Annotated in this window: 13 protein-coding genes; 7 read left to right on the top strand and 6 right to left on the bottom strand. The window is 37.8% G+C overall.

Features of this window, described 5'->3' with window-relative positions; genetic code table 11:
* Positions 1-1,152: Hsp70 family protein (locus B4237_RS08580; protein WP_286942714.1), on the top strand; the 1,152-nt coding region annotated here is incomplete at its 5' end.
* Between the two features lie 51 nt (positions 1,153-1,203).
* Here B4237_RS08580 and B4237_RS08585 read toward each other — a convergent pair.
* A complete protein-coding gene (locus B4237_RS08585; RefSeq protein WP_278595876.1) occupies positions 1,204-2,082 on the bottom strand; it encodes an MBL fold metallo-hydrolase in 879 nt (292 codons plus the stop codon).
* A gap of 172 nt (positions 2,083-2,254) precedes the next feature.
* Between B4237_RS08585 and B4237_RS08590 the strand changes: the two genes are divergently transcribed.
* The 4 genes from B4237_RS08590 to B4237_RS08605 all read left to right on the top strand — a co-directional run bounded on the left by B4237_RS08590 (position 2,255) and on the right by B4237_RS08605 (position 6,182).
* A complete protein-coding gene (locus tag B4237_RS08590) occupies positions 2,255-3,166 on the top strand; it encodes a matrixin family metalloprotease (protein WP_286942717.1) in 912 nt (303 codons plus the stop codon).
* A 342-nt stretch (positions 3,167-3,508) separates the two neighbouring features.
* Positions 3,509-4,420, top strand: coding sequence for a matrixin family metalloprotease (locus B4237_RS08595; protein ID WP_286942719.1), 912 nt, complete (start codon positions 3,509-3,511; stop codon positions 4,418-4,420).
* A 352-nt stretch (positions 4,421-4,772) separates the two neighbouring features.
* Complete coding sequence (locus tag B4237_RS08600; RefSeq protein WP_286942721.1) at positions 4,773-5,678, top strand: matrixin family metalloprotease; 906 nt, start codon at positions 4,773-4,775, stop codon at positions 5,676-5,678.
* A 120-nt stretch (positions 5,679-5,798) separates the two neighbouring features.
* Complete coding sequence (locus B4237_RS08605; protein ID WP_165593500.1) at positions 5,799-6,182, top strand: hypothetical protein; 384 nt, start codon at positions 5,799-5,801, stop codon at positions 6,180-6,182.
* 46 nt (positions 6,183-6,228) lie between these two features.
* On the opposite strand, the gene B4237_RS08610 is transcribed toward B4237_RS08605, so the two are convergent.
* From B4237_RS08610 to B4237_RS08630, 5 genes are all read right to left on the bottom strand, one after another.
* Positions 6,229-7,524 carry a lytic murein transglycosylase gene (locus tag B4237_RS08610; RefSeq protein ID WP_286942723.1) on the bottom strand — a complete coding sequence of 432 codons (1,296 nt, stop codon included), beginning with the start codon at positions 7,522-7,524 and terminating at the stop codon, positions 6,229-6,231.
* Positions 7,525-8,160: 636 nt separating this feature from the next.
* A complete protein-coding gene (locus B4237_RS08615; protein WP_004882198.1) occupies positions 8,161-9,132 on the bottom strand; it encodes an acyl-CoA desaturase in 972 nt (323 codons plus the stop codon).
* 310 nt (positions 9,133-9,442) lie between these two features.
* Positions 9,443-10,564, bottom strand: coding sequence for a 5-(carboxyamino)imidazole ribonucleotide synthase (locus tag B4237_RS08620; protein ID WP_286942724.1), 1,122 nt, complete (start codon positions 10,562-10,564; stop codon positions 9,443-9,445).
* An 11-nt stretch (positions 10,565-10,575) separates the two neighbouring features.
* Positions 10,576-11,088, bottom strand: a complete 513-nt coding sequence (gene purE, locus B4237_RS08625; protein WP_004882201.1) for a 5-(carboxyamino)imidazole ribonucleotide mutase — start codon at positions 11,086-11,088, stop codon at positions 10,576-10,578.
* A 136-nt stretch (positions 11,089-11,224) separates the two neighbouring features.
* On the bottom strand, positions 11,225-11,581 hold the full coding sequence (locus B4237_RS08630; protein ID WP_264653411.1) for a DMT family protein: 357 nt from the start codon (positions 11,579-11,581) through the stop codon (positions 11,225-11,227).
* Positions 11,582-11,642: 61 nt separating this feature from the next.
* Here B4237_RS08630 and B4237_RS08635 point away from each other — a divergent pair, with 61 nt between their 5' ends.
* Positions 11,643-12,170, top strand: a complete 528-nt coding sequence (locus tag B4237_RS08635; protein WP_286942728.1) for a hypothetical protein — start codon at positions 11,643-11,645, stop codon at positions 12,168-12,170.
* A 153-nt stretch (positions 12,171-12,323) separates the two neighbouring features.
* Positions 12,324-12,832, top strand: a 509-nt coding sequence (locus tag B4237_RS08640) for a Mur ligase domain-containing protein (RefSeq protein ID WP_286942729.1), incomplete at its 3' end; no start/stop codon positions are given.

Consider the following 12,832-nt stretch of genomic DNA (forward strand, 5'->3'; position numbering starts at 1 on the left):
GAAAAAGCAAAAATTGAGCTTTCTTCTTCTAATGCAACTGAAATCAACCTTCCATACATCACAGCTGATGCGACTGGTCCTAAACACTTAGTGATCAACGTAACTCGTGCAAAACTTGAAGGTTTAGTTGCTGACTTAGTTGCTCGTACGATTGAGCCTTGCCGTATCGCGCTTAAAGATGCTGGTCTTTCGACTTCTGAAATCTCTGACGTAATCTTGGTCGGCGGTCAGTCTCGTATGCCAATGGTTCAACAGAAAGTTCAAGAATTCTTCGGTAAAGAACCGCGTAAAGACGTGAACCCTGACGAAGCTGTAGCGATTGGTGCTGCGATTCAAGGTGCGGTATTGTCTGGTGACAAAAATGACGTTCTTTTATTAGACGTAACACCTTTAACTTTAGGTATCGAAACAATGGGCGGCGTATTAACTCCGATCATTGAGAAAAACACCACGATTCCTGCGAAGAAATCTCAAGTGTTCTCTACTGCTGCTGACAACCAACCAGCTGTAGACATTTCGGTTTACCAAGGTGAACGTAAAATGGCTCAACAAAACAAATTGTTGGGTAACTTCCAATTAGGCGATATCCCACCTGCTCCGCGTGGCGTACCGCAAATTGAAGTATCATTCGACATTAACGCTGACGGTATCTTAAAAGTATCTGCAAAAGATAAGAGCACTGGTAAAGAGCAGTCAATTCAGATCAAAGCAAACTCAGGTTTGTCTGATGCTGAAATCGAAGCAATGATCAAAGATGCTGAAGCAAATGCTGAAGAAGATCGTAAGTTTGAAGAACTTGCTAAAGCACGTAACGAAGCTGATGCATTAATTTCAAGCTCACAAAAAGCGGTTAAAGATCTTGGTGAACAAGTAACTGCTGAAGAAAAAACTGCGGTTGAAACTGCGGTTTCTGAACTTGAAGCAGCAACAAAAGAAAATGATGTTGATGCAATCAAAGCGAAAACTGAAGCGTTACAAAACATCTTGATGCCTATTACACAACGTGCTTATGAGCAAGCTCAACAAGCAGGTGGTGGCGCTGAAGGTTTTGATCCAAATGCATTCCAAGGTGGTGATGCAGGTCAACAACAAAAAGCGGACGACGGTGTCGTAGATGCTGAGTTTACTGAAGTAAAAGATGACAAAAAATAATTTGTCTCTTTAAAAAAACCGCGCTTATGCGCGGTTTTTTATGCTTTAAGATTAATCACTTTGATCAAAATACAACTCACCCAAAATCGGCATAAACAAAGGGATTACACCACAGGCTTTAATTTCTTCAATAAACTCAGGAATATTCACCCCTGGCAATAGCTGAGGTGGTGCATCAATCGGCGTGACCATCGTATCCCAATGACATGGAATGATATATTTCGGCTTCAATAGCCTCACAACGTCTTTGACATAGTTAGGGCGATATTTCCGCCCAATCGCACATAAACACACAATATCAGCTTGCTTCGCTTGTAGCTCCTGCTCAATAAAATCCGCCGAATCAATATGTACAATGCTTAAATGTCCTGTATCAATCCACCAATTAAATACCTGTCCATGCTTCAAATGGTGAAACTTAGGTGGATAAGGCGGAGGTATGGTCATATCTCCCGGTAATGGAACACGACCAAACAAGGCCTTACCATGAATGGACGGCAAACCAACAACGTGCCATTTGCCACAATTAATAATTTCTCTCCCTTTTGTTTGAAGCATTTGCTGTTCAGATAACCCTGCTGAGCGTGCATACATCATGGCAGCCTGAGAACCAATTAAGCGTGCTCCTGTTTGTTTACAAACCTCAGGTGCATCGAGAATATGATCATAATGTGCATGACCAATCAGCACATCATCGGCATGAGGGATATATTTGTGGACTAAAGAAGGATCACTCAATAAGGGCTGCGTAAAGGTCTGTCTTAAATTCGGACGACTGATAAATGGATCTAAAACCAAAGTACGATACTGATCTGAAAGGATAAATCCAGCAGTTCCCAAATATTTGATTTTTAAATTTTTAACGTTTGCCTCAGCAGGAGAATCTGCTGTCCATGCAGTATCAGGCGCTTTCAGTAAATATTTCAGCATCTCTATCCCTTGAATTTCTTTTGTATCTTCTGTTATTGCTTTTTAATATCCAAAATGCATCTGTATTTTTCAGTATCGCCCTATTTTGCTATATTGATTTAGATTGCTTATATTTGAACATATCTTCACCTTTAGAATAATCTTTATTCTATGTCGAGAAAAACAAAATAAAATGATTCGTTTTTTTACTATTCTTGGACTGGTATTTTTTCTGTTATGGTCAGGCTATCAGACGCATCAACATCCGCAACTCAAGTTCAATTCACTTTTAGATCGTATTACTCATCCTTTTGATACACGTTTGCGTTATAGAATCGTTGATGTTGATCCTCGTTTTAAACTCACAACAGAACAAGTGAAACAACTGAGCATGCAAGCCACACAAATTTGGAAAGATGGAACTGGTCAAGATTACTTCGTCTATGCTCCAAATGCACAATTAGCTATCCATTTTATATACGATGAGCGTCAAATCGAAAGTGAACAACGCCGAGAACATTTGAGCCAACTCGAAACAGGTCAACGACAATGGCTGGATAAGAAGCAACGGCTTGATCAAACTGAACAGGAAATTCTGAATAATAAACAGTTTCTCGATTTAAAACAGCAACAACTCAATCAACAAATTCAGCAATATAATCAAGAGCAACTGACCGCCCAGCAACGCCCTGCATCCATAGTTGATCGGGACTATTTTCAACGAAGACAACAGGCCTTACAGGACAATATTCAACAAGTACAGCAAGAAATCACCCAATACAATCAGAAAATTAGCACTTTGAATCAGCAAGTTGATGAGTTAAATCAATTAAACCAACAGCTTGATCAGTCGGTTCATCAATATAAACAACGCTTTCAACCACATTTATTTCATAAAGGGTTATTTAATGGTAGAGAAATTCTAATCTATGAATTTGAATCCGAAGATGATCTACGCTTAACGCTCGCGCACGAGTTAGGTCATGCTCTTGGGCTACAACATGCAAATGATCCAACCGCGCTCATGTACCCATTAATGAAAGATCAAAATGCTGAAAATTTTAGCCTGACCCAAGCTGATCGTGAGCTTTTAATCAACAGATAGCATGGATAAAAGTGAAAGCTTTAACTAAAAAGTGAAGTATTTCTCACTCTTTCTTTTATTTACAAAAAAACAACAAAAGTGATTTTTATTGATTTTCTCCCACTCCTCTACACTTTTAGCCAATCAATAAACTACAAGATTTTGATCTATATCATTTTATTTAGAATAAAAAGACATAATATACTCCATCTCAGTTTTATTTTGTTGTGTTATTCACAGCATTCATTCTTTTATTTTATGGAAAAAAAGTCACACTTTTAAACCTTGTTTATTAAGTAGATAGCGTTTTGACGGCAAAATAATATTGCTCAAAAATAAACCTTATTTGGGGGAATTTGGCTCATGCGCAAACAAGGTTTAGCCGTTATAGTTGCATGCTTATGCATGGGTCTACCCAATCTAAGCTATGCCCAAAATGCATCACATACAGCGGGTTCACATACACATGAATCTATGCAAATGCCATTACATTACCGAATTGCAGATATTGACCCACGCTTTAATTTAGATAGTCAACAAGTTTTGGAGCTTACACAGCAAGCGGCGAAAATTTGGGAACAAGAAACAGGACAAAAAAACTTTGTTTATGATCCACAAGCTGAATTTACGATTAACTTTGTTTACGATGAACACCAACAACATAGTAAAAATCGTGTAGAGAACTTAGATCAGCTCAATCAACAACAACAACAATGGGAAAACCAAAGGCTACAACTACAACAAGTGAAAGATGAGATCCAGAAAATGACGGCGCTCATAGCAAGTAAGCAAACCCAACTGACCTCTCAGTTTCAACAATATAACGCTGATGTACAACGATTTAATCAACTTCGTTCTTCATCTAAGCAAATGGCTGATCAGCTCGCACAACGCCAACAAGAACTACAACTTCAATCAAATTCTTTAAAGCAAGAAATAGCTCAACATAAACAAAAAACTCAACAGTTAAACCAAGCAATTCAAAGCCTAAATCAAAATAATAAACAATTAGTGTTATCAGCAAATCAATTTAACAAAAACTTTCAACCTCGTTTATTTCATAAAGGCCATTTCAACGGTAAACAAATCTATATTTATGAATTTACGTCTAAAGAAGATTTACGCTTAACACTGGCTCATGAACTCGGACATGCGCTCGGTTTAGAACACACAGATGATCCAACGTCTATCATGTATCCAGTCATTCAAAAACAAAACTTACAAAAGTTTGAACTCACAAAAGCCGATCAAGAACTGGTACGTGCGATGAATTAAATAATAAGTCATCGCACGACTGTTCGTTAAACGAAATTTTTCACCAAACGGTATGTTTATTGAACAAATAAACATTTATTTTACGTGAAAAATAAAATATTAATAAATTTTCAAATTCACATAAAATACTAAAAAATTCGATATGTATAATTCAAAATAAATGACTGTGTTTCATGTAAATTTCGTCTAATTCATAATCAATACTCGAATTTATGTTCAATATTTCTATAAATCCATTTATCTTTATTTTATGGAAATATTGTATAAATTGATGAATTACTCTCTTTTCTATAAGTTTGACTACTAAACATATCTGATTAAAATACGTCCTTTTTCAATTTTATCTCCCTCTATGTACCCCTTTATTTTTATGTTGGCTACATGTTTTTTCATGCTGCTCTCTCCTTCAGCTTTAGCTAAAGTTTCTTCTAGTTCAACATCTCCTCAAATTCGCTATAGCACCGAGAATCCTTTACGCTATCGAATCGCAGAGCTAGACCCACGCTTAAATCTCAACAAACAACAAGTAATCGAGCTAAGCCAACAAGCTGCCGCAATCTGGTCAAAAGACACAGGACAAAACTATTTTGTTTATGATCCTTCAGCAACATTTGTCATAAATTTAGTATTTGATCAACGTCAGATACGCAGTATAAAACGCGCTGAGAATTTACATCAATTAGAAAAACAGCAACAAATTTGGCTCGATCAGAACCAACAATTACAGATACTTAAACAGCAACTGCGCTATGCTGATACACAATTAGAATTACAAAAAACCGAATACCAAGCACAAGCGAAATCCTATCAAACCGCTATAGAACAACTGAATGCTGCTCACTCTAAAAAGACATTGGCAAAAAAATTGCAAAAGCAACAACACGCACTTGAAAGTCAAAGCCAGCTTTTACAAGCACGTATCTATGATTACAATCTAAAAGTGCAACAACTTCAAAAACAATCGGAAAAATCTAATCAATTACGTCAGCAACTCGTTCAGTCAGTCGATAAATTTAACCAGACATTTAAGCCACAAGTACTCCATAAAGGACAGTTTGATGGTAAGCAGATTTTTATTTATGAGTTTTCATCACTGGATGATCTACGCCTCACTTTAGCTCACGAGTTTGGTCATGCTTTAGGTCTGAAACATACTCAAGACCCAAAATCTTTAATGTATCCAAGAATTAAAGAACAGGATGCAAAAGACTTTCAGCTGACCAATACCGATTTAAAACTGTTAGGCTTAGCTGACTAAATTTAGTAGATAAATCAACTAAATTATAGAGATGATGTTTTTAAACTTAGGTAACAAGAATGGGTCGCTTATTTTGTTTTTTTCATGCTATTGTGTTGATAAAACATCATCTTAGTCTTAATGGAGAACAACATGAGTTACTATCATATTCTCATCGAAGTGAGCGACCATATCAGTACGATTGAGCAAACTCGTGATGTTGAAATCATGGACATTCAAGACATTAGTCCATATCTCCATTCTATTTTAATTCCTTATTTCAACGAGCAAGAGGTTGAGCTTGAGGATGAAAATGTTGGTTATGATGAAATTCTACATTTAGAAGTAAAACAAACTTTATTACCGATTGAACACTTGATTGAAGAAGAACAAAAACAACTCCCAAGCGATACTGATGTCACTATTTCAGCTTATGAAATCTTTAATGATCGCGATCTAAGCCAAGATGTGACTGCAGTCATTTTTGATATTTTAGAAGCAGTTAAACTCGACGCTGCACCTTAAAATAAAAAGGTCTGCTTCTGCAGACCTTTTTTATCATCACTTAGATTTATTGCATCATTTCTTTTGCCTGTTCTTGGCGGAAAGCTTGCAAGATTTGTTGTCCTGCACGCCCTGTTGGATTTAAGCCTAAACGAGTTTGTTCTTGGCGAATCGCTTGACGACTTTTATCACCAATCAATCCATCTACAGCACCAATATCGTAGCCACGTTTAATTAAAAACTGTTGAATTTCACGACGTTCCGCACGAGAAGTCCCTGCATCATCGGTTGGCCAAGCCGTTAAAAATGGTGTCCCACCTTTCAAACGATCTGATAAATGTGCAATCGCTAAACCATAACTTTCTGCTGCATTATAGCTGTAAATCGCGTCAAAATTTTTAAATACCAAAAAGACTGGCCCACTTGCTCCTGCTGGCGCAATCAATCCCGCTGGTGTACTGCCAGATAAATTTCCTTGAATTAAAGCGGTGCCATCTGCGCGCGTTACCCCTTGTGCAATCCAATGATTTAATGATTTTTTATTACGACGACTTTCGCCTGAAATCGACATCCCTTGTGGAATTTTTACCTCGAAGCCCCAAGGCATTCCCGTTTGCCACCCTGCTCTTTTTAAAAAATTCGCTGTCGATGCCAATGCATCTGTGGTACTTGAAACCAGATCACGGCGACCGTCACCATCAAAATCAACCGCTAAACGCTCATAAGTTGATGGCATAAATTGGGTATGCCCAAATGCACCCGCCCACGAACCATATAATTGATCTTGTGTTAAATCACCGCGTTGTAAAATACGCATCGTCGCAAAGAATTCACTACGGAAATAACTTTGACGGCGACCTTCACAACTCAAAGTACTTAGTGCTTGTAATAAAGGATATTTACCAGAAATATCACCATAGTTACTTTCCACACCCCAAACGGCCACAACCGTTTCAGCAGGTACACCATAGGTCTGCTCTATCCGTCGAAGCACATCACGATGTTGTGCAAGTTTTTGCTGTCCAGCTTGAACACGCTCGTTATCAACCAGACCCGATAAATAGTCCCAGATCGCCGTAGAAAACTCAGGCTGATAATTTAATTTATCAATGACGGAATAATCAGGCGTTAAATTTTGCGTGTAACGATCATAAGTCGCACCCGATACGCCAGATGAAATGGCTTGGGAACGCAAATTGGCAATACACGCTTGGAAATTTGAGTTTGGTGAATAAGTACTGTTAGATAGTGCTGTTGTTGTCGGCGTTGACATCGTTGCACCATTAATAACAAGCTCTGCATGAGCTTGGTTGAAAAAAGCAAATAAGGCAGTGCCTAGAAAAAAAGAAAAATGTTGTTTCATGTCTAAAACCAGAATTTTTAAATTTAAATTTCTCCCTCACCATAACATGCCACTCCCAGATGTATAGTTTGGAAACGTAAATTTGAATTCATTTCTTGTCTTTTAAATTTAAAACACAAGTTTTAAATTCATAATTCGATCTAATTTTTAAATTCAAAATAAAACACATCACTTTTTTAAATTCAAAACAACACTCAACCACCACTCGCACTTTAACTTCAAAGACCAAGCTGATAACACTCATGCTTTTGAATTCAAAAAATCAACCTCTTTTAAATTCATTTCAATTTAGCCAAAACATGAAAAACAATAGATTGTTTTTTAATTCCTTATATTTCAAAATACTAAGATTAGTTAAGGAGTTACCCACAGATGAAAGTTTAAATTCAAAAACACCCCCTATTTTTAAATTTAAAACTGCAAGCTTAGAAAGCCAACTTATTTGAATTCAAATTTAGGGTTGTATTTTAAATTCAAAATTACAAATAAAAGTTACTCACAAGCTCAATTCTCCATACTTTTTAAATTTAAAAATACATAGCCACAGTCAGGCTAGTTTTAAATTCAAAATAATCACACATAAAAAAAGCTTAATGAAGTTAACCCCACTAAGCTTTTATTCAACGCTAGCTATAGCTAATCAATCAAACTCAATACAGGACATTTAAAAGGAGCCTTACTCCCTTTACCCTGTACTGCTCTATAAGTCAGTGCTTTTAAATTATGGCGATGCGGTAAATTTTCAGGCAATACAATATCCCAAACCAAGCCCAAATTGTTTAAAGCATTTAAAGCCCACCAGCCAGGATCAGGTTGATTCTCATAGATCCCCAAAATTGCTGATTCAGGATAAGCATGATGGTTGTTATGCCATGATTCACCCATGGTAATATAAGAAGCCCATTTCACATTATGTCCTTGAACCGCAGCACCCACCACCTCATTGTCCATTTCTCCATGATTATGAGCAAAATAACCAATCAACCAATGCCCCGTCACAGAAACAACAATACGCGCAGAAATCCCCCAAATGACCCATGCAAAACCACCACAAATAAATAAAAGAATTGCCAATGGAAGCTGTTGCATCATCCACGTTCTTTCCATAAATTGATAAATCCAATTATCTTTCAAATGAGATTCAGGCCTAAACACAGGTGGATGCTTTAACTTAAGGTCACAATGTAATTGCCACCAACCATCCTTGATAATACGTTCACCATGGCGTAAATAAGAATGGCATTGCTTTTGTCTTTGTGCCCAGTCTCTTAAGTCATGGGTATGCACCATCCCAAATGGTCCAGCCAAGCCAACCAATACACCTAGATGAACTAAAAAATATTCTAGCCATTTTGGGCACTTATAGCTGTCATGAATCAATTTACGATGCATTCCCAAAGAATGTCCAAAACACAAAGTAAAAGCAGTCGTTAATATAAATACCAATAGTGCATCCAAAGAAAAAGTTAACGCACCACCAATCAATGCAATCACCAAATGACTAAATACCCATAACGATTTTAAAGGTGACCACCGTACCTCACCATCCATCGCACTGGTTAAAGGGCTCTGCATTTTTATTCGAGCAATTTCAATTTTTTCAGACATCAAACCCTCCCACAGGCTTAGCCAACTTTTTTATTTAGAATCTTTTTTATCTATTTGTTATAGCGATTATCCCAAAGTAAGTAACTCACTGTTTTCTTTTATACAATTCCAAATAAAACAACTCAACATCAACCACACACAGAATAACAACTCAGGTCGGTTTTAAAGTCAAATCAGACCTTTTATTTTAAATTCAAAATCCACAATCAAGTTATCCACAACCCTTATTTCTCAGATTTTTAAATTTAAAAATCAATCTGCAATAAAAAAAACGATCCGAAGATCGCTTTTTACGGCATTGTGGATAAGTTTAGAGACTCATATCAGCCGTCAATGCTAAAGGTACAGGTAAAATCTGTGCTAATTGACGGCATAGACCTGTTAAATCATCCGAATTATTCGGCATCAAGGTAATATGGCCTAACTTGCGCCCAGTACGTTCTGACTTATTATAGAGATGTAAATGTGCACCTTGTAGCGCTAATACATCTTCAGATTTTGGATGTTGACCAATAATATTGATCATCACTGTTGGGCGAACCACATCGGTTGAACCCAAAGGTAAACCAGCCACAGCACGGATATGATTTTCAAATTGCGAACAAATCGCACCTTCGATCGACCAATGACCTGAGTTGTGTACACGACATGCCATTTCATTGGCATATAAACCTTGCTCAGTCACAAATAATTCGAGTGTAAGAACACCGACATAATTTAAGTGGTTCAACAAACGGGTAATATAATCTTGCGCAACAGGTTGCAGATCTGTGCTATTTGGCGCAGGTACAATCGAGTGTGACAAGATCCCATTATGGTGGTGGTTTTCAGCGAGTGCCCAAGTTTTGACATCACCATCTTGACCACGAACCGCAATAATCGAAACTTCACGACTGAATTTCACAAAACTTTCAGCGATCAAGCTTTTCGCTGGACCAAGTTCAGCCCACGCTGTATCAATCTGATCTTCTGAACGAAGCACAAATTGACCCTTGCCATCGTAGCCACCTGTCACCGTTTTCAGCACGATTGGTAAACCTAGATCAGCCACCGCTTGTTTTAAGCTATCTAAACTATCCACAGCACGATACGGCGCAACAGGAATATTCAATTCATCAAATAAAGATTTCTCAGCCAAACGATTCTGAGCAGTTGCCAAAGCAAGGCGAGGAGGGTGCAGCGTCTTGGTTTGTGTCAAAACATCTACATCAGCCACAGGGGTATTTTCAAACTCAAGGCTGAAAACATCCGCACTGGCAATAAAATCCTGTAAACCTTGCTCAGTTTTGCTTGAAAAAACTGGACCTAGAATCGCAGCTGGGCATTCAGTTTCCGCTTCAAAAAAGCTGCATTGAATATTAAACGGTAACGCTGCTTGCGCCATCATGCGTCCAAGCTGACCGCCACCAAAAATGCCAATGGTTTTATTCATGATCAGCTCCGTTAAACTTGACCAGGAATGTTATTGCCTGACACTTTTTCGGTTTGAGCAGTACGGAAGTCAGCAACATTTTTAGCAATTTCAGGACGCGTTAAACCTAAGATTTGCGCTGCCATAATCGCAGCATTGGTCGCACCTGCTTGGCCAATCGCTAATGTTCCTACTGCAATACCAGCGGGCATCTGTACGATTGAAAGCAATGAATCAACGCCATTTAAAATCGAAGATTTAACAGGAACACCAAGTACAGGTAAGTCAGTTTTAGCTGCACACATACCTGGTAAATGCGCTGCACCGCCAGCACCCGCAATAATCACTTGAATACCACGGTCACGTGCTGTTTCAGCATATTCAAACAAACGATCTGGTGTACGGTGTGCAGAAACCACTTCAGCTTCGAAAGGTACACCCAATTGTTTGAGCATATTTGCAGTATGTTCGAGTGTTGCCCAATCTGATTGAGAACCCATGATAATCCCGACTAAAGGTTGGCTATCTGTTGCGACCGCATTCATTGGCTTTTCCAAAACATGATAAAAATAGAGAAGTATCTCGACTTGCGCCAAGCACGAAGGAAGAAATTGGCAAATATTATAGCGTTTTTTTCAATCATCCCCAACAAAAGAACGCTGCGAATGATGTTGAATCAAATTAGCTTTGATTGCGGAAAACAAAGTAGACACAGCCCAATAGACAGAACATCGCCCAGACGTAATCTAGCTTGAATGGTTGTTTGAATAGAAAAATCATAAAGGGGACGAAGACGATCAGCGTTACCACTTCTTGGGTGATTTTCATCTCACCCAAACTCCAGCCATTTGCATTGAGCAGTTTGGTTGCTGGAATCATAAAACTATATTCAAGTAGGGCAATACTCCATCCAAATAAAATGGCTTGCCAAAGAGGTGCATGATGCAAAAATTTTAAATGCCCGTACCATGCTAAAGTCATAAAACAATTGGAAATGATAAGGAAACATAGCGCTATAAGAGTCGGACTCAATTGTATTTACTCTAAAAATTTTGTAGTAAAATCCATTTTTGAATAAGATTTGAGAAGCACAAGAATTATGAAAAAGTTATTTCTATTAACTATTCTACTGTTTTCGATGAGCAAAAACCACGCGATAGAATTAGATTTAGATAACCAAAATGAAGCTTTATCTGATTTAGCAAACATGTTCTATAGTGAAAAAAATGACCCTGTATATCGTTTTGAATCATTAGATCCTCAAAAACTAGATTATTCTTTAGAAAGTTTAAAATTTATCGATAAATATTTGTCAGATTTAAATAAAAATAATTTAGATCAAATCTCTGATGACCAAAGATTTAAAACTATTCTACGTACAGGTGCATATGTAGGAGAAACGATCAGAAAAAATGATAAAAATAGAAATTGGTATTGGGTTGATTATGAGACAGCTAAGGAGTTAAATCCTGAACTTTTTAATAATTTGGATCACTCAATTGAACTTGCAGCAATACTAACAGATGGTGAACGTTTCATCTTTCCATTGAATAAAGTTGTTAAATTTCTAAAAAATGGTGAAGAGGATAGCTTATATTTTTTTGCGACTACAACGATGAAATTTTAGCACTTCTCGCTTAAATTTTAAGTGAAAAAACAACAACGAATTTTGACTATCTTTTCACTGCAAGCCTTGCTATCGTTGCGATTGATTTTTATTGATAATGACAAATACAGACACCAAGTTGTGCTGTATCAAAAGCAGTGGAGTAGGCGAGTTATGCATCTGCATATTTTGGGTATTTGTGGCACATTTATGGGGTCTCTGGCTCTATTAGCACGAGATTTAGGACATAAAGTCACAGGTTCAGATGCCAATGTTTATCCGCCAATGTCTACCCAACTCGAAAATGCAGGCATTGAACTGATGCAGGGCTACGATCGTAGCCATTTACAACCTCATCCTGATCTCGTGATTGTCGGTAATGCCATGAAACGCGGCATTGATGCCGTTGAATACATGCTTAATGAAGGTCTACCTTATATTTCAGGCCCGCAGTTCTTGGCTGACCATGTTTTACAAGGCAAACATGTACTCGGTGTTGCTGGTACTCATGGTAAAACCACAACGACCACGATGTTAGCTTGGGTACTCGATCAAGCAGGTTTAAATCCTGGATTTTTGATTGGTGGCGTACCGCTTGGTTTTAGCGAAAGCGCACGTTTAGGTGGTGGCAAATACTTCTGTGTAGAAGCAGATGAATATGATTCTGCGTTCTTTGATAAACG

Source organism: Acinetobacter sp. UBA6526 (genome assembly GCF_002434875.1).
GTDB classification, from domain to species: Bacteria; Pseudomonadota; Gammaproteobacteria; order Pseudomonadales; family Moraxellaceae; genus Acinetobacter; species Acinetobacter venetianus.